The sequence below is a fragment of the Bifidobacterium hapali genome (assembly GCF_002259755.1).
Classification (GTDB): domain Bacteria; phylum Actinomycetota; class Actinomycetes; order Actinomycetales; family Bifidobacteriaceae; genus Bifidobacterium; species Bifidobacterium hapali.
The window spans coordinates 1-19,355 of sequence record NZ_MWWY01000001.1; the positions used below are offsets into that span (position 1 = coordinate 1).

At 58.9% G+C, this 19,355-nt stretch carries 11 protein-coding genes and 1 tRNA gene; 1 reads left to right on the forward strand and 11 read right to left on the reverse strand.

Annotated features, from left to right (window positions below; translation table 11 throughout):
• The 4 genes from BHAP_RS00005 to BHAP_RS11955 all read right to left on the reverse strand — a co-directional run.
• The coding region (locus BHAP_RS00005; RefSeq protein WP_143248689.1) for a transposase at window positions 1-646 on the reverse strand (646 nt) is incomplete at its 3' end.
• Window positions 647-1,061: 415 nt separating this feature from the next.
• The gene (locus BHAP_RS00010) at window positions 1,062-5,201 is read right to left on the reverse strand and encodes a murein biosynthesis integral membrane protein MurJ (protein ID WP_094728428.1); all 4,140 of its coding nucleotides are present in this window, start codon (window positions 5,199-5,201) and stop codon (window positions 1,062-1,064) included.
• On the reverse strand, window positions 5,198-7,408 hold the full coding sequence (locus BHAP_RS00015; RefSeq protein WP_244569177.1) for a DUF6049 family protein: 2,211 nt from the start codon (window positions 7,406-7,408) through the stop codon (window positions 5,198-5,200). The genes BHAP_RS00010 and BHAP_RS00015 overlap by 4 nt, the downstream gene beginning before the upstream one ends.
• Window positions 7,409-7,454: 46 nt before the next feature.
• Window positions 7,455-8,297: an NUDIX hydrolase gene (locus tag BHAP_RS11955; RefSeq protein ID WP_275542087.1), complete on the reverse strand. Its 843-nt coding sequence runs from the start codon at window positions 8,295-8,297 to the stop codon at window positions 7,455-7,457.
• Window positions 8,298-8,383: 86 nt separating this feature from the next.
• Between BHAP_RS11955 and BHAP_RS00025 the strand changes: the two genes are divergently transcribed.
• Window positions 8,384-9,802, forward strand: a complete 1,419-nt coding sequence (locus BHAP_RS00025) for a CCA tRNA nucleotidyltransferase (protein ID WP_094728430.1) — start codon at window positions 8,384-8,386, stop codon at window positions 9,800-9,802.
• A gap of 194 nt (window positions 9,803-9,996) precedes the next feature.
• On the opposite strand, the gene BHAP_RS00030 is transcribed toward BHAP_RS00025, so the two are convergent.
• From BHAP_RS00030 to BHAP_RS00060, 7 genes are all read right to left on the reverse strand, one after another.
• On the reverse strand, window positions 9,997-10,674 hold the full coding sequence (locus BHAP_RS00030) for a LytR C-terminal domain-containing protein (protein WP_094728432.1): 678 nt from the start codon (window positions 10,672-10,674) through the stop codon (window positions 9,997-9,999).
• A gap of 31 nt (window positions 10,675-10,705) precedes the next feature.
• Window positions 10,706-11,617, reverse strand: coding sequence for a 4-(cytidine 5'-diphospho)-2-C-methyl-D-erythritol kinase (locus BHAP_RS00035; RefSeq protein WP_094728434.1), 912 nt, complete (start codon window positions 11,615-11,617; stop codon window positions 10,706-10,708).
• On the reverse strand, window positions 11,614-12,519 hold the full coding sequence (rsmA, locus tag BHAP_RS00040) for a 16S rRNA (adenine(1518)-N(6)/adenine(1519)-N(6))-dimethyltransferase RsmA (RefSeq protein ID WP_094728435.1): 906 nt from the start codon (window positions 12,517-12,519) through the stop codon (window positions 11,614-11,616). Before rsmA ends, BHAP_RS00035 begins: the two co-directional genes overlap by 4 nt.
• Before the next feature lie 354 nt (window positions 12,520-12,873).
• Window positions 12,874-14,568 carry an aggregation-promoting factor C-terminal-like domain-containing protein gene (locus tag BHAP_RS00045; RefSeq protein ID WP_094728437.1) on the reverse strand — a complete coding sequence of 565 codons (1,695 nt, stop codon included), beginning with the start codon at window positions 14,566-14,568 and terminating at the stop codon, window positions 12,874-12,876.
• Window positions 14,569-15,295: 727 nt separating this feature from the next.
• Window positions 15,296-15,369: transfer RNA gene (locus BHAP_RS00050), tRNA-Thr, on the reverse strand.
• A gap of 385 nt (window positions 15,370-15,754) precedes the next feature.
• Window positions 15,755-16,741, reverse strand: coding sequence for a DsbA family protein (locus tag BHAP_RS00055; protein WP_094728439.1), 987 nt, complete (start codon window positions 16,739-16,741; stop codon window positions 15,755-15,757).
• A gap of 163 nt (window positions 16,742-16,904) precedes the next feature.
• A complete protein-coding gene (locus tag BHAP_RS00060; RefSeq protein WP_094728441.1) occupies window positions 16,905-19,184 on the reverse strand; it encodes a serine/threonine protein kinase in 2,280 nt (759 codons plus the stop codon).
• Window positions 19,185-19,355: the final 171 nt, after the last annotated feature.

The window sequence follows — 19,355 nt, forward strand, 5'->3', positions numbered from 1 at the left end:
CTCCCTTCATGATCGCCAGCCTGATCTCCATCGCCCGGTATTCGGCGCGCAATCGCTCCAGATCGGCGTTCAGCGAGGCGATCTCGCCGCGCAGCGCATCCGCATCAGCCTGCGGTGCGGTATCCTTGCGTTCCGGTTCGTCCTTCGCCACCGCGGCCCCTTTCGTCTTGCCGAGCAATCGCCGCTTCCAGTTTCTCACTACCGACGAATCCACTCCCAATCCCTCCGCCACCTCACGCGAGCTCGCTCCACCGGACACGACCTTGAGCACGGCCTCGCGCTTGAGCTCCTCAGGTATGGGCCCGTGGCGAAGCCGGCGTTCGCCGGGCGCGAGCTCGTCAATCCACGAGGCCAGCAGCGTCTTGCTCGGATACCCCATTTGGCGGATCGTGCGGCTCGCTCGCCGCCCGTNCGTCAGGTAATGGTCCACCGCGTCCCGCCTCTGCTCCAACGTGTANCGCGAATACCGCTCGCCACGCGTCGAGGGTATTCCCGTCTTCTGTTCCTCGAGCCAGTCCCGATGCCACATACGCAACGCCTCACGACTGGGATACCCCAACTCCCGGATCGCGTCCGCCGCGCAGCACTCATACCTCACATACAACTCCACCGCACGCCGACGCTGCTCCCTCGTATACCTCGCCATGATGGCTCCTCCCGGATCACAGTCCAAGAAAACGGCACCACCTCAGCGCACCAGCATGGAGTGGCGGAAAACGCTCGCTTAGACCACTGTCAGCGAGCGTTTTCCGCCACGCCCGGGAATTTAACGCACAGACGTGCACCAGTCTTTATGACCGGCGTTGACGCCCAAGACTCTAAGCACCACAAAAGGTTCCTATACCCCTCCAATCATGCACCGCATTAAAATGGGCAAAGAGAAAAGGCAAAGAAAAAGCCCGGCGGGAAGGGCCGGGCTTCATCAGAGGAGAAGGAAGAAAGGAAGTTCAGTTGTCCGCAACCTTTCGGCTGCTGATAGTTATATAACCACCCATTTCGGAACGTTGCGTGTGTTATGCCTGAGAGTTTTCTGAGAATCCGGGCATAAATCGCTAGAACCGCTAGAACAGCTCCACCTTTTGGATATAGAGCTTGCCATTGGGCAGGCTGTCGATCGGCACCCACAGCACCACATCTTGCGTATTGGCCACGCTGGTGAACTTCACCTCAGTAGTGCCACCGTCCGCGAACGAGAATTCGGCCATTTGCTTACCCTTGGTCGGGTCGCCATCCGTGTCGGTGTACACGTAGCCCTTGCCACCCGACGTAGTGATCGTGATCTTCATACGGTACACCTTGGACGCATTCTGCAAATGCAGGTGATACGCGAAACCGTTCTGTCCGCCCGGGCTTGTGAGGAATGACTGGCTGGCGATAGCCAACGCAGTATTGTTCTCGTACCGCGGGTCAGGAACCTTGCTGACGTTCTTATCTGCGGTGACAACCTTGGTCTTCGACGATGAGTCTGATGACGAGCTAGACCCGTTCGACGAGTTCGTTGACGAAGACTTATCCGAATCCGACGAATCCGACGAATCATTAGACCCATCAGTCCCATCCGTCTGATTTGCCGTCGTATCGTTGCCAAACGGCACGTTGTTGAGATTGCTCGCCGCCCACGGATCAGACTCAGACGACGAACTGCCACCGATGTTGCCGTTCGACGCATTGTTCAGACTGCGGATTGCAAGGAATCCTGCACCCACGACTACAGCAATGCCCACAATCACCGTAATGATCTTGGTCGGCAGACCGAGCATGACAGTTTCGTCAGCCACGTCAGCATCCTGCGCGGCTGTAGCGATCTTGTCAGGTCGCGTGACCGCAGTTTTTACAGAAACAGTCTGCGGCACAGCGGCTGGCGTAGGAACAGTGACTGGCTCGATGATTTGCGTTGCTTCGAGCGCAGGATCGGCGACTGGCGGCGGTACCGTAGGTGGCGCGATCGCGGCCGGCAATGCTTGTGTGGCTTCGATATCGTTGGCTTCTGCTTCGCTCGTAGCGTTGGTCGCAGTTCCGGCAGTCCCAGCCGACGCCTCAGCAGACCCAGAAACTCCAGAAACATTAATCGGCGCAGTCGGCCGCGACACCGCAGTCGAAACTGGGAATGAATACCCGGGCACGGTCGGCACGGCTGGAGCAGCTCCAGCCCCAGCGACGCCCGCGCCAGCATCCCCATGCCGCACCGAAGACACGTTGAGCGGCACAGTAGTCATCGAACCGTCATCCGCATGCGATGGCGTATCAAACGCGGAGAACAGGTCGCCAGTCAGCGGCGTCACGTCAACGACATCGTCGGACGTCAGCGCAGACGCGTATTTCGGCGTGTTCAGCGACAGTGGCGGTAGCGGATTCGTGTTCACCATGCCGGCCGGAATATCGAGCAGCGCATCCTGCGGCGTCGGTTTAATCGCGGCGAGCATCACCGACGCAGTGCCAGCGATACTTGGCAGCGCAATATCATGCTCCATGAGCTGGTTGAGCGGCGACCACGTGCCGAGCAGCGCGTCAATCTCGGCGAGCGACGACAGCGGAGCGTTAAACGCGTCGTCACTGTGCAAGCCGAGTCCGCGGCGGCAGATGAGCTTGAATTCGCCGGGAACATCGTCCTTGAGCTGGCTCATGTCGAACGTCGTGTTCATGGTCGACGGCGTGCCAGTAAGCAGCGCATACAGCAGCACGGCGAGCTGCCGGACCGCGCGCTCTTCCGCGCCGGCCGCTGCGCCGACTTTTTCGGACACGTCTTGTAGCATCATGCTGACTGGAATATCCGCAAGCTGAATGCCGGTTGCGCAAATGCGTACGGTATCAGTACTAATCGCGTGGTCGACGACGCCGCGCGACAGCAGCATGCCGACGATCGACGTGGTTTCGCCGAGAATCGAGCGGATTGCGGAATAGCTTAAGATCGAGCGCGCCGGACCGCGCAGATAGTCGCTGACTGACAGACCGGCGTCTTCGCGCGTGACGATAATCGGCAGTTCGCCACCGTGATGCAGCTGCAGTACTTGCGTGAGCCGTGGGTCGCGCATGGATGCGAGCACGGACGTGACGTCGTTGACTTGGGCGATCGCGCGACGGTCGGTGACGATGAAGACTTGGCAGTCTTGCGCGAGCATGCGGTCGTTGGCTTTCCACGCTTGCAGACCGGGGGTGTTACGCAACGGTGATACCAGCGTATAGCGGTTGATGATGGTATCTCCGAGCTGTGGCTTCATTCCGACTCCATATGACGACGATAGTGGTGACGTGGGTTTCGGTGTCATTCTAATCGTCGGTGTGGTCGAGGTGAGCGGCTCGGCTGCGGCCTTCACAGGGTTGTTGCGTGCGTCCTGTGATGTGGCGGTCGGCTGCCCCGCGCTTACGTGTGCGTTCGCTGCGGGCGGTTCCGGCGGCAGATCATCGGGACTGATATCGGATGCTATGGCTGCGTTCTCACCCGCGTTCGCTGCGGCCGATTCAGTATTCCCGTGATGCAGTAACGCGGCACCCATGCTGATTGCCGCGCGCAGCTCACGCGATCGCAGCAGCCACAGCACGCCGACGTAGACGAGAGTAATCACGATTATCAGCAGCACGCACGCGCCGATCGCTTGCGGCCAGTTTGCGATAGCTGTATCTGCGGTCATGATCTGTCCGCGACCAGTCGCCCCAGCCCCAGCCCCGGCCCCGGCACCCCCGGCCGCAGCTTGATCAGCAGCCGTCCATATACCGAGCAGAGCGTACACCGGCCCGCGCGCAAGTAGCCCAGCTACCACCGCAGCCGCCCCGGCAAACAGTGCCTTGCCGAACGCGCCCGCAATCCGTCGCCCGTCGAGTCGACCCGCAAACCGACGCCGCAGCGACGGTACGAGGAATGGGAACGCAAACACATGACCAACTGACGTCGCCAATGCGGTTGCCGTCACCCACTGCGTCGGGTCGAGCGTGAACACAACGCCGATAAGCAGCGCAACGTAGATCAGGTTGAACAGCAGCATGAACAGGAACGGCGTGCGACCGTCCTCGAACGCGTAAAACGTGCGTTGAATGATCAGATATGCGCTCGTAATTGGCAAACCGAGGCCCATCATCGTCAGCGGCGCGGCGATCAGCGCAGCTTCCGGCCCACTCACTGACGGCAGCAGCGCGAGAATAATCGGCACTGGCATAACGATAAACGCAACAGAAAAGAACATCATGAGCACGCCGACGTTACGTAACGCAAGACTCAATGCGTCACGCGCAGCGTCGATATTGCCGGTCGCGATCGCTTGCGAAATGCGCGGAAACAGTGCGGTGGCAACCGATACTGCGATCAGCGAATACGGCAGCATGTACAGCGTAAACATGTTCTGATAAGTTGCGTTACCGGCGACGTTGAGAATATCTAGACCGTGCAATGCGTGCGCGCGGTCCGGCGCGGATGTGGCGATGCGCGTGGTGATGATATTCGCAAGCTGATCGACGATCACAATGCCGACACTCCAGCCAGCTACCGCGCCCATTGATTTGAGTCCAATGCCACTCAGCCCGAACTTCGGCCGGTATCGAATACCGCATTTGGCGAGCGGAATAAACAGCACGAGCGCCTGAAACGCGACGCCGAGTGTCCACGTTCCGGCCGTAAGTATGAGACGGTCGCCGGTCCAGAATTGCGGCGGCTGTTCAGTTGCGCGTCCAAATAGCAAGATAAACGCGGTAAAACCGGCACAACTGATCACGTTCGCGCCGACCGAACTCCACGCATACGCGCCGAAATGGTCTTTCGCGGCGAGAATCTGCCCGAGCACGGTGTACAAACCGTAGAAGAAAATTTGCGGCATACACCACAAGGTGAACGCGTTGGTGAGCGCCATAAGATCGCGGTTGTGCCCGTCGACGTACAGCATGGTGAGCAGCGGCGTGGCGGCAGCCATGATCAGCGTGATGCCGAGCAGCATCGAAATCGCAAGCGTGATGAGCTTGTTGAGCCGCTCCTCAGCGTCTTTCTGCTGCAGCGTGCGCACGATTTGCGGCACGAGTACCGCGTTGAAAATACCGCCGGAAACAAGCGTGAACACGGCTTGCGGAATCATCGCGCCAGCCTGATATGCGTTCGCGGCGAGGCCGGTTGTGCCGAGCGCGGCGGCCAGCAGAATCGTACGAACCTGCCCGGTGACGCGGGAAGCCGCAGTTCCAGCGGCCATGATTAACGAATTGCGGCCGAGAGATGAACTCATTCGTCGGGGTCCTTCTTGCGATTGAACTGTCGCCACAAGCCGAGCAAGCCGAGCACGATGGCGAACGCGATGATCACGAAGCCGCTTTTATCGCTGATGCGCAGCACACTCGTGATATTGGTGGACTGGGTGGTGCCAAACGGCTGACCAGTGCGGTCTTGCAGGCTGATATGTGCGGTGGTTGTGCCGGATGCGAGCACGCGGATGGTGAACGTGACTTGCGTTTCGCCGTGTGGCGGCACGCTGGCTTCGCTGATACGTGACGTGATAATTTCTGGCGAGTCGGTCAGCGACGAGACTTTGACGCGCACCGGATATGGATGCTGGTTGCGAATCGTGACTGGCATTGTTGCGGTTTCACTGACGACCGTTACCGGCTCGGACTGAGTGATCGTGACTCCGTCTGCGAGTTGTGTGGCGAGACTGGATGCCGCAGTGGTCATGCGTTTGGCGGCTTGTGCGTCGCCAGCCATTGCGCGCATGGCGATACTGGATTGCGCGGCAATGAGTTCGTTACCCCACGCCTGCGCACCGTCCGAATTATTGTCCACGACTTGGGATGCGAAACGAGTGATCGCGTCGCGACTTGCGGCGAGCGACGACAGTGTTTGCTGAGTGCGTTGCGTTTGCGCAGTGGTCAACGCTGTTTTGTCATGGACAAGTTGCAGCGCATCGTCGCCGGTTGCTGTCGCATCAGCTTGACTGAGTGTCGCGAGATCGGTCAGTTCCAGCCACGGCGAGTGTTCAACCGCGTTCATGAGCGCGTCGATCGTAGCCGCGTCAGCATCGGCTTCAAAACACACGAGCAGATTGCGCGTCGTGTACGGCTGTTCCATCTGATAAAACGCGCTCTGCGCCACGAAACGAGCGAGTCTGCCAGCCGCAGTCGTCTCGCCATCTGCGTTTGAACTCGTCGCCTTGCCTTGCGCGAGCCGGCTCAACTCGCGCTGCTCGGTCAGTACGGTCACATCGCCAGCGTCGGTTGGCACCACGATTTTGCCAGTGTGTACCGTCGAATTGTCGCTCGTATCGAACTCATGATCGGCGATAACGGTTGTGTACCCTTGCGTACGCGCCGCAGTCAGCGACGCCAGCGACCACGCGGCGTCACCTTGCATTGCGTACGTAGTACTCGTCGCATCCTGATCGCCGATCGCGGAACGATAGTCAGCGATCGCGGCGTCCGCGTTCCACGCTGAACCGTTCACACCAGCGTTCTCATACGCGCCGCTGTTCGCGTACGCCACGAACGACGTGATATCGAAAGCAGCAGGCTGCATAATACCGTCGATTTGCGGCGGCATATCCATCGCGTCGAGCGTGGTCGGGTCGGCGATGACTTGCAGCATCGGATGGTTGGTGATGGTTTGCAAACGTTTGCGATCGAGCTGTGCGTCGTCGCCGAGCGTGATGAGAGACGCGTTGGTGGACGTGCCAGACTTGCTGCTCGCTGCGCCGCTCGCCTCGCCGTTTGCCGCACCGGCCGCCGCACTACCAGACTTGCCGCTCGCCGCACCGGCCGCCGCACTGCCGCCAGCGATCACACTATCCACAGCCGTCTCATCCAGCTCCCACGATGTGGACGCAAGCGGCAACGCAACCGTCAGCCGCATCGCCGGCGTACTCGCGTTGTTCAGTCCGTCCGTCGAACGAGTCAAAAAACTGTGCGTAATCGCTTGCGTGCGCTCGCCGGCCACGTACACGAGCGCGAGCGGTTTCGGTCCCCACGAGACGATTGCGCTCAATTCGTCCGGTTTCACCGTGATTTCGACCGTGGCAGACGCGCCGGCGGCAAGCTCAGGCACATCTACGTTGCCGAGTATGTCGCGCGCGGGGATGTTCGCAGTACCTTCCGACCATTCCTGCATGTCGGTGCGCGAGAAGAACGTGAACCGCGCGTTGGTTGCGAGCGTGAGCGTGCCAGCGGGCAGCGTTTCTTCAGTAGGATTGTTGACGGTTGCTTTGAGATGGTAGCCGGATGTTGCGGTGACGACTGCGGTGGCATCGTCAATCGTGACGTTGACGGTCGGTGACGGGTCGGCTGTGCTGCTGTCTGTGCCAGTTGTGTCACTTGCACTGTCGGCTTGCGTCGTACCGTCGGCTTGCGTTGCGCTGTTTGCCGCGTCGCCGTCCTCGGCCATCGCGATGCGAGCGGGCGCCACAAAACAAGGGACCACGCCGAGCAGTGTGGCCACGACGACGGTCACCAATGTGGTAAGGGCACGTCGTGCCCGAGCTGCGGGAAGGTTCACCTCATGCCTGCCTGTTCAGTTTCCGTGCGTATAACCACGCGATCTTGCGTTCATTAGGATAGCTGAGTACGCCGTCCAAATCCTGAAAATCAACCCAAATCGCGTCTTCAGCTTCGTGATCCGGGTCACCTTCGACAGTCAACTCGCCGCCGATCTGCCGCAACGCAAAATGATGTACGAGCTTGTGCACGCGCTGGCTCGCGCCCGTAAACCAGTAGTCGATCGTCGCGATCGAATCGACCACTTCGCCCAAGATTCCAGTTTCCTCGTGGACTTCGCGCACTGCAGTTTGCTGCGGAGTCTCGCCTTTTTCGATATGTCCCTTCGGCAGACACCATTCAAGATGACCACTGCGCGAGTGTCGCGCGATAATCGCGACGCGGCCGCGCTCGTCAAACACAAGTCCGCCTGCGGAATATTCGCGTACGACCGGCAGCTCTTGCGCATCCAGGGATGCGAACGTGGTCGGACCGTCCGACGATCGTCGTGGCGGCATATTCGCTGGTGACGGTCGCGTGGCAGTCGCAGCGAACTCGACCATGATTTGCGAGTCGATTTGCGAGTCGATCTGAGAATCAATCGGTGTATCGATTTGGGAACTCAACTGCGTGCCAATAAAAGCAATATTCTTTAGCGCGTCGCGCAATGCGTTCGGCGTGTCGGATTGGTTTTCACTAGCTGTATCAGCGGTATCTACAACCCCTTCTTGGTGAGACGGGGGGCGGCTTGCGGCGGGCTGCGCAGTGCTCGTGGAGTACTTCAATTCGTCCGGTGCCAACGGATCTCGGGCATGACGAACCGACGCATGGTCGAGCATGCGTGCGAGGTCCGCTGGCGTAATCATGCCTTCCACCTTACTCATACTTTGCGCAGGTGGGGTAACGCTATGCTGAGAAGAACAAAAGTTCCCCAAGTTGCGAAAGGGTGCGCGTGAATTTCGAAGTATGGCCCGAAGCCATTGAACTGGGTCGTTTGTTCGCACAGCAGGGCTATGAGTTGGCGTTAGTTGGCGGTCCGGTCCGTGATCTGCTATTACATCGACCATCTCACGATCTGGATTTCTGCTCATCGGCGCGCCCTGAACAGTTCGAGCCGATCCTGCGTCGGTGGGGACGCGACGGATTTTGGGACATGGGACGCAAATTCGGCACGCTCGGAGCGATGCGTCGGCGTGAGGACGGTACGGAAGTCAAAGTAGAGGTCACCACATATCGGTCAGATGTCTACGATCCGGACTCTCGTAAGCCGGAAGTCAACTATGGTGACTCGCTTGAAGGCGACCTGTCTCGCCGTGATTTCACGGTCAATGCGATGGCGTTGCGTGTGCCGCAGCTTGAGTTCGTCGATCCGTTTGGAGGAGCGAACGACCTCGCCAAAGGCATACTGCGTACGCCAGTCGACCCGCGGCAATCGTTTGATGACGATCCACTGCGCATGATGCGCGCCGTACGATTCGTCGCCCAACTTGGCTTTACGATCGAGCCAGAAACCACCGAGGCGATCAGCGACATGACCGAGCGCATCAGTATCGTCTCCGCCGAACGCGTGCGCGACGAACTTGTCAAACTGCTGCTCTCCGATCGTCCACGCGCCGGTATCGAAGCGCTCGTCGACTCTGGGCTCGCGAATATCGTCTTCCCGGAAATCCCTGCGTTACAGCTCGAAATCGACGAATATCACCGTCACAAGGACGTTTTCGAGCACACGATGATCGTGCTCGACCGCGCGGTTGCGCTCGAAACTGACGATGATGGTCCTGTTCCACGACCGGATCTCACGCTGCGACTCGCTGCGCTTATGCACGATATCGGCAAGCCGCGCACGCGCAAGTTCGAGCCGGGCGGCAAAGTGAGTTTCCATCATCACGATGCGGTTGGTGCGAAAATGACGCGCAAGCGGTTGCGCGCGCTGCATTTCGACCACCATGTGATTGATGACGTGAGCGAACTGGTCAACCTGCACTTGCGGTTCCACGGTTATGTGGACGAACCGTGGACCGATTCGGCAGTGCGGCGGTACGTGAAAGATGCGGGCCACTTGTATGAGCGGCTCAACCGGCTTACGCGTGCCGACGCGACCACGCAGAACAAGCGCAAGGCAATGGTGTTCGCGTCCGCGATGGACGAGATGGAGCAGCGCGTGCGCGAGCTCAAAGAGAAGGAAGATTTCGACGCGATCCGGCCTGACGTGGACGGCAACGAAATCATGGAGTTGCTTGGGCTTGAGCCCGGTCCGATGGTCGGTCGTGCGTACAAGCATATGCTTGAATATCGCCTCGATAACGGCCCTGTCGACCACGATGTCGCCGTAGCCGAGCTCAAACGCTGGTACGCCGCCGACCAAGCGTAATTGCGCACCCTCATAGCGCGAAGCCATCTCAGCTCCCCTTGTCAGGGGAGCTGAGACTACCTCTCATGATGCGGTAACTTTCACATGGTGCGGTAAAATCCCCATGATGCGGTAACGCAAAATGGCGAAATTCCAACGTTTTCAGGGAATCGTCGGTTTTACGTTTACCGCATCATGGAACATTACGGCAAAACCTACTGCGCGGCGGGCGGATTGACCTCGGTGTGCTCCATCGCCTTGGGCAGGTTAGTCATCGTGTTGGCGTCCACGCAGCCGTCGAAACTGTTGATTTCCGTGTTCGACGAGGGCACGCTCTTGCTGTCAACCAAATCGTTAAACGTTGCGCCGATCACCACGTCAACAAGCATGTCTTGGCGATCATCCATCACCATAACCGCGTCGGTAAAGTTTGCGTTGACGGTATACGCTTGTGCGATCGCGTTTTTGCCGAAATAAATCGTCGTGCGCTCGACTTTGGTGTTGAGAATATCGTTGCCGTTTTTGTCTTTTTTGCCGGTCTTGACATTGTCAGTCTGCACAGTCGGGAAGCTACGATTCTGCAGTTCATCAGCGACAGCTTTGGCGAAACCCGCGAACTTCGTACCGTTGAGCACGCGAACATTAATGCTGCGATTGTCAACATACTTCGCAGGATTTCCAGCGGAGTCCTTCGGTGCGCACGGCACGGTCACGCCGTAGTTCGGCTTCTGCGCGGCCTCCTTGACCACGCCGAGACCACCGATGTGGAAATAAAAGAGGAACGAAATCACCAACACCACGGCGAGAATCGCTCCCGTGATAGTAAACACCGCGCTCTGACGCTTGCGCATGTAGGCTTTGCGGGCGGCTCGTTCGTCGTAATGCTCCGTCATGACCCTGCCTTCCGAATCGACTGGTTCAACATTAGCGGGACTCGCTGACGCGCGGAATAGCCGGCGCATCGGCTGAGATAATACGGTCTACGCAACGCGACTGTGTCCACGCATCGCGTACGCGAGCAGCAGTTACGTCGTCCGAAACGAACGCGATCACTGACGGTCCGGAACCAGATACGAACGCCTGCCGCGCGCCGGCTGAACGTGCCTGTTCGATCGCGTCGCCGCTGCGTGGATGCAGTGAGATTGCCGCATACTGCAGATGATTATCGTCGATCGATCCGTCGTCACTTGCTCCCGCACCGATGCGATCGTACTCGGCGTACACAGCTGGCGTACTGAGCGCATCGTGATACGCGCCGATCAGTACGCGACCGCAGTATCCAGCCTCGCGCAGATCATGCGCAACGTGACTGTCCGGCTCGATCGGCTCGATCTGCTCGCCGAATCCAGTACCGTGCGCGTATCCGCCGGTCAAACAGAACGGCATATCCGCGCCGAGCGTCGCCGCTATCGTGCGCAACCGATCGATCGGCCAGTGGAGATTCCACAGTGCGTTCAGTCCGAGCAATGTACCGGCTGCGTCGGCTGAACCACCGCCCAAGCCAGCCGCCACCGGGATGCGTTTGTCGAGTCGGATCGCCACGTCGGGCGCGTGACCGCTCGCCTGAGCCAGCGCGAACAGCGCGAGTACCGCATGATTGCGGCGCATATCGCTGCCGGTTGCCGCAAGATCGCCCAAGTGACCGCCGGCGAGATCGAGCGAAAAGCCAGAGCCGGGCGTCTTGCGCGTGAGCGTAACCGTGTCGTACACGCCGACACCGCAGTAGATCGTGTCTAGCGCGTGCCGGCCGCCCCACTCGGCGTGCGGCGCGCCCACGTGTAGCGTGAGATTTGTTTTTGCGGGCACTTCCACGGTCACGGACGTCACTGTGCTCATGCGCGTGCCTCCGCATCCGCCTCGGGTTCCGCATCCGTTTCCGCAGCGAGCCGCGCGAAATCAGCGATCGTGAGCGTTTCGCCGCGACGAGTTGGGTCGATACCAGCGCGTGCGAACGCATCGTCTGACACTTCGTGTTTGAGCGCGGCGTGCAAGGTTTTGCGACGCTGGCCGAACGCTGCGTCGATCAGCCGGAATGTCGTTTCGCGATCTGCTCCGCCCGCTAGTGCGGCCTGTTCTTCGCTCGTGTGCCGATCGAATCGCACGAGCGCAGAATCCACGTTCGGGGCCGGCCAGAATACGTTACGGCCGATGTTGCCCACGCGTCGCGCGGTGCCGTACCACGCGAGTTTTACGCTCGGCGTGCCGTAGATTTTATTGCCCGGCGTTGCTGCGAGTCGGTCGGCGACTTCTTTCTGCACCATGACGAGGAACGAGCCGAGATTGGTGAATCGTTCCAGCAGTGTCAGGATGATCGGCGTGGCCACGTTGTACGGCAGGTTGGCGACCAACGTGAACGACTGATCGTTGTTGAAATCAGGCACGTTTTCGGGGGTGACTGTGAGTGCGTCGCGGTTGATGACAGTGAAACGGTCGGTTGCGTCAGGCATGAACTCGGCGATCGTGCGCGGCAGTCGCTCGGCTACTGGCGGGTCGATTTCGATTGCGGTCATCGTTGCGCCGGTTTCAAGAATCGCCAGTGTGAGCGAGCCGAGTCCCGGGCCGACTTCCATGACATGAGTGTCAGCGGTGACGTCGGCTTCGCGTACGATGCGGCGCACAGTGCCAGGGTCGATCACGAAATTCTGGCCGAACTTTTTCGTTGGACTGATGCCCGCATCGGCTGCGATACGGCGGATGTCCGCCGCTCCCAGCAGATGACCGTGCTGATCTGCGTCCATGTTGTCTCCTCTGTTCTTACGCTTTTCTGTGCGTCATATTATTCGCTGCGCCCGATGGCCGCCGCTCCCCGTGCTCGCGCGCATAGCGCGTCCTTCCTCTTTCTTGGCTCCCCTTGAAGGACGTTGCCGTTAAGCAAACAGTCCAGTGGACTGTTTGTAGGCAACGTGCGAGCCGACAGGCGAGCCAGTGAAGCGCGCGCGTAGTGCGTCTGAAATTGCGGGACCGTTGCTGTTAAGCAAGTTTTTATCTCGGCTCCCCTTGCCAGGGGAGCTGTCAGCGTAGCTGACTGAGGGGTAGTCACACTTTTAGCCCGCACACTCCGCGAACCATCTCTCATTCCGATAGACAGCACACTAATACCAACCCACTTCTTCAGAATGCCGCCACGCTTCGGAAGGGGTGCCATAACGCTGTGCGATGTAATACAGACCCCAGTCGATTTGAATAGCGGCGTCATTACGCCAATCTGCGCCAAATGCCGCCATCTTGCTGCCCGGCAACGCTTGTGGAATGCCATAAGCGCCACTCCACTTGTTCTCAGCCGACCAGCGCCAATTAGATTCGCGCGTCCACAATTTAACGAGTGCTGTCCACTCGTCGCCGGTCCATCCGCGTTGAGCGGCCGCGCCGGCAGCGTAGGCTTGCGCTTGTGCGGCAGTGGGACGCCATAGGCGAGCGGTCGCACTTCCGTCGTCAGAGGATGAGCCTGAATTTCCTGTGTTTCCTGAGTTTCCGCCGGAATTGCTTCCCGAATTGTTGTTAGACCCGTTGCCGGAGTTGCCGGAATTATTATTCGAGTCGTCACCCGAGGAGTTGCCCGAGTTGCCCGCATTTCCTGAATTATTGGACCCGCCAGAGGTGTTGCCTGAGTTCCCAGAATTACCACCCGAGTTATTCCCCGACGAACCAGCATTCCCAGACCCGTTTGACCCATTATTCGAGCTACTACCCGAATTACCTGCATTGCCAGCATGGTTGTTGTCGGACCCGCTGTTCGAGTCGCCAGACCCGCCAGAGTTCCCTGAATTGCTGTTACCATTCCCAGCAGTCCCAGAGCTGCCAGTATTATCCTTACTCCCCGAGCTGCCATCCGCCTCAGATCCACTCGAGTCGCCAGTACTGTCTGAGCTGTCGGACCCATCACCAGTCGTACCATTCCCACCATCAGCCGACTCGCCAGAATCCTCCTGCGCGCGTTCCGGTCCAACCGCAACAATCGTGTCAATCGCGATCTTCGTTGTCGTTTCCGAAATCAACGTCTCCGACTCAGCGTGACCGTCCACATACGTAACGTCAAAAACTTGTTTCGTTTCGCCGTCCTCGCCCTGCTGACGAATCTCAGTCTGCCCAGGCTCCAGATTCGGGTCGAGAATCGTCTGCGTACCGTGCGGCACCGCAACCGTGCGCGTCTCCTGTCCATGCGTCACGCGCTGCACGCGCAAAATCGTCGTACCGCCGTCTTTCTCGACACTTACGCGATCATCCTTGCCGAGCGTGATGCCTTTCGCATCCAAAATCGACGCGGCCGGCAGCTTACCGTTCGGTGCTTCGGAACTCTTACCGTCCGCGATCACCGTAACCGGGCCGTTTTCGTTGATGACGAAACCGCCGGTGAGCTTGTTGTATACGTTGCCAATATCAACGGTGACCTTAGCTGCAGCCGCCTCGTTCTGCTCGAAAAAACTGAGCAGTTGCTCGGCGCTGGTCGCGGTCGTCCAGAACGGGACTCGCTGACCGTCGATCGTAATCGTAGTCTGATATGCGCTGCGAACAGTCACTACCGAGCGGTCAGTAATCCGGTCGCCGCCTGCGCTCGACTCGACGATATCGTGTGTTTTGAGCGTAATACCTTGCGATTCCAGAAGCCGCTGTGCGCTCATCGCGTACGTAGTGACGGTTGTGGTTTCGCCGTTAACGGTGAGTGCGACGGTTTTGCGCGCGGTGAACAGAAACATGCCTACGGTGGCTGCCACAGTGACGCCCGCGCATGCGGCGACGCGAATACGGCGCAACAATACCAGCCGTTGCGGTGTCCAGCGTCGTGCCATCGGCTCCTCTTTTCCTTGATATTGGTGGGTTTTACTTGTGTATCTTTGCGCGACTTGTTGTGACTCATGCGGTCTGTTGGTGCGTTGGGACGCGTTGAGATGTGACAGCATGATGGTCTGTGTCGCATTGTATCGGTTCCGCCCGGACTGTGGGAGCACTTCGACGTGCCATCACCGATACCCGCACATTTGCTGGTGATTACCCGAGCTTCCGGCATCGGCTTTTACCCGAGTGCCAAGTCCGATGTGCGTGGCGGAAAACGCTCGCTGAGTACCCACTCAGCGAGCGTTTTCCGCCACGCAGCATGGGGTGCTACGTGACATCCGTATGGGGTGTGGGGTGTGTGTCATCTCAGTACGCGTGGCAGAAAACGCTCGCTTAGACCACCCTAAGCGAGCGAAAACCGCCACTCAGCAGTACACGTGGCAGAAAATGCTCACTGAGACCACTGTCAGCGAGCATTTTCCGCCACTGCCGCGGTGATATCACGTGACAGTACGTGAGTAGGTGACTGTACGTGACAGTCCAGTGGGTATGAAAAAAGGGGGCGGGAGAGAAGGGGAAGTTCCCGCCCCCTATATAGGCAGAGCCAGTTGGGGGAACGCTCTGCCCTCCACCAGAAGCCACAAGTTGGGGGAAGGCTTCCGGGATCACTTACACGAGGTAAGTATGCTGCGCAGTTCCTCCTGCGTATATGTTCAGTATACGCTATGTTTCTGCGCGACGAGCCTCCTGTCGGGATCGAACCGACGACCTGCCGCTTACAAGGCGGCCGCTCTGGCCATCTGAGCTAAGGAGGCGAGAACTCAAGCGTTGGTCTGTGAATCAACGTTGTGACTCGAGCCGAATGACTAGCATAGCAGCACGTCCCGAATGTTCAATTCATGACGTGTCTTAGTGTGTTTTTGTGCGTTTTTACCGTTGTCTGAAACCAGCGTATATGACTCCAATACGGCTTAAATGTGATTTTCCGGCGGATACATACGCAAGTTCCGCCGATATATCACAAAAACAGCCCCTTTTTTGTGATATATCGGCGGAAGGTCTTAGTGTATCCGCCGGAATATCACACGAATCACGTCTAGACCTGCCAGCCTATACCTCCGGGCAGTTACCTCCGGGCAGTTACAGCCGGGCAGTCACAGCCGGGCAGTCACCGCCGGAATATCACACCGGCCACACCGCTCACTGACCAGTCGTAACCGAAATCGGCTTACCCTCCGCACCAATCGACGGCAACGTACCTTCAACGCCGACCTTATCCGCATCAATACCGACCGACGCAAAGAATCCATCGGGAACGGTCATATCCGCCGTAGTCAGCTGGTTGAGATCCCAGCGCGTGCCGTTAATCGTGATTGTCGGCGTGGAGAATTGACCTTCCAAGCTGCCCGACGTGTTGAGCAACTCGGTACGCTTCGGCGTGTACGTGTTAATCGCGTCCAGCCAGTCTTGATACGTGCGATCGTACGCCTTGTCGGCCACAGACTGCTCAACACCGGCCTTCACTGCCTGTTCCTTGAGTTTGTCGTCGCTCACCGACTTGTAGCTGCTGCCTTCCTGCGGCTGGAAATCTTCCGCGTACAGGTTGGCAACATAGTCGAGTAGATGAGTCGGATCGTCGTCGTGACCCGCAATATACAGCGCTGAACTTGCGGCGCGGCTGGAGTAATCGTCGGTCGAGTAACGGTCCATGAATGACAGGAAGTGCAAATCAAGGTTGAGCTGACCTGCGTTGACCATCTTGATCAGCGACGGGTCGAGCTGACGGTTCATCGAACCGCAGCCCGGGCACATGAAGTCCATATAGATACCGACCGTTGGTACGCCGTCCACTGTTTTGCCGTAGCCGTTCTTGGAAAGCAGTACGCCGCCCTTGTCGTCGGCGCGTTCTGGCTTAACGGACACGTTTTGCACGGCCGAGTACGCATCGCCGACTGACATGTTCGCTTTCGCGTTTTCCTCGGCGGTTTTGCTGATCGATCGCCAGATTGCGATACCACCGACGACAACCAACGCAACGATAATAATGACTGCGATAATGCCGATGATCGTCTGCTGTTTGCGTTCTTTGGCTGCTTTTTCTGCTGCGATACGTGCCGCGGCTTCCTCTGCGGCTCGGCGATCTGCGCGCGTTTGCTGTCGCGCTGCTCGTTTTTGGTTTTGTGCCATGATTTACAATCCTTTCGCCCTGCGACCTCGCTCATAATAACCGATGACTATGGTGGGGTTGCTGGTTTTTATCATGCGCTACGTTCTCGGCTGAACCGAGTTCACCGACTGTTCAACATGCGGACGATGTTGCGGATGGTGCAGCGAGATGGCAGTTCGATTGCTAGATGACGCCGACCAGCGGCCACCAGTCGATCGGTGCGGTGATGACGAGCGACGCGACTGCGATCGCCAAGCTCACGCCCCACGCAATCAGCAGAACCGCGCGGCGGCGATCATGCGGAGAGCTGCTGACGTTGCTGTGGTCGGAGCCGAATAATTGTGACTGTGCGGATGCGCTGATTGCTACATTGACCGACGCGCTGTCCGTTGCACCGTCCGACGCTCCCCGCACTGCGCCCGCGCCGATACGCACGATCGCCGATCGTGCAGTCAGTGTCGACAGCAGCCACCCGATTGCCGCACCCGCGCCCAACGTGAATCCAGACAACGATAACGGCACCTCATCAAAAAATGGAATTGCGATCACCCATCGAACAAGTTGAACGTCAACACGCATCACTGGCAACGCAAGTGTAACGGTACAAATCGCCGCCAGCACAGTCATCGTCACGATGATCACCAGCGCGCGCGGCACGGCTAACCCGAGTGATTTCAGCGCGTGCCACGGTAGACTCGCCGCTCGCTTGACGCCGTCAAATCGTTGCCGTTCACCGCCGTGCCGAGACTCGCGGTCGAGTTGCGCAACGGTTGAATAGCCGACCGTCAGCAGCAGCCACAGTAGTATCGTCATCGCGATGATCGCGACGACTGGCATACTCGCGGCCAGCGTGGCGACCGGAATCGTGAGGAGCCACAACGGTAGCGCACCGCGCGCGTACAGTGCGTTGCGTTTTTCGGCAACTGGATTAGCGAACGATGACTGTGGCAACGACTGACTTTGCGGCAGTACCGGCGGCGGGGGAGTGGGCTGACTGGCCGCGACCTCCTGCAAAAACGGCGGTACTGAGCCTGGCATTGGCTTGGCGATGGCTGGCAGCGGCGGGATTGGACTAACCTGCGTAGGTTCAAGCGGAGCGCCCGCGATCGCTGTAGTGGGAGCCGTTTCGTCGGCTGGCGGCTGTGATACTGCGGCCGGCTGGAGGACTGCTGTCTGCTCGGTAGGAGTCGGTTGCAATACGGCAGTTTGCTCAGGCTGGAGGATTGCGGTCTGATCAGCGGTTGGCTGAGTGCCTGCAACTTCTGAAGAAAGAGTTAGCTCGTGCGCGGAGGCGTGCGCGGAGGATGGGGAAGAGACTAAAGTCGTGGCTTCCTCAGCAGGCATTGTCGATGTGACTAACGGATTGCTCGCTGCATCACTCGCGTATGACGTTTCGTTCGACTCATCGCGCCACAACAGCCGCGGATTGCCCGCGGCCGCACTCTCAAAAGGGCGCACCACCTCGGTTCCGTTGGCTCCATCTCCCCCAGCGATCGGCGCAGCAGCCGGAGCGCTAGCCGATGATTGCGCTGCCAACTGCGCCGCATCCTCCCATGCACGCGGGTTAAGCGCATCGATCGCAATCGCGTGCAACAGCTCGTCAGGCGTACATCGTTTGTTGCGGTCCGGATTCAACGCCGCGCGAAACGCAGCCATCGTCCCCGCCGGCAGTCCAGTCAGATTCGCATTACCGGCAGCCGCACGCTCAAGTACCGCCATCATCGGCTTAGTACCAAAAACTGGCGAGCCGGTCGCCGCGAACGCAAGTACCGACGCCGTCGACCACCAGTCAGTCATCGCATCCGACTCAGCGCCGTCAATAATCTCCGGCGCGATAAAACCAGGCGTGCCCATCACCAAACCAGTGCGCGTTACGTGACTTTCGCCGCCGGTCATCGCGATACCAAAATCAACCAAAACCGGGCCGGACGCCGACACCATCACGTTCGTCGGTTTAATATCACGATGCACGATTCCAGCCGCGTGCACAGCCTTGACAGCTGCGATCAACTTGCGCGCGAGTCGTTCCAAATCATCGCCGGCGTATCGTCCGTTCACGCGCACATCGTCGCGTAGATTGCGACCTTCGATCAGTTCAGTCACGATGAACGCAACCGAATCGTCCAACTCCATGTCCACGATGCCGCACACGCCGGGATGATTGACCTTCCGCAGTGCCATCGCCTCGCGGCGCAACCGTTCGCGGGCAGTTACGCGCTCGCGAACGTCAGGATCGTCCATATCAAGGTCGTTGGAGCCGGTCGACGTGCCGCCGGACTGTGCGGCGTTGGGCACGGTGTCGTCGGCCAGTGAATCGCGCAAGATTTTCATCGCGTACTCTTGTCCGCCGTCGTCCTGCACGCGCCAAACTGAGCCCATCGCGCCGGCGCCGAGGCGCGAAATCAGCGTGTATCCGCCGATCAAATCACCGGATTCAAGATTCAACGCGCTCACATCACTCATGTCTCACCATCCTAGCCGGGTGCTGGTCGGTAGCCGAAACGATTACACAACGATTGCATACAGGCTGGTAAGTCTCATCAAAAATTACGAAATAGTACGAAATAATACGAAACACGCTGTTGACGATGTCTGGGCAGCGTGTATAGTGGGACATGGCTCAGCGAAGAGGTC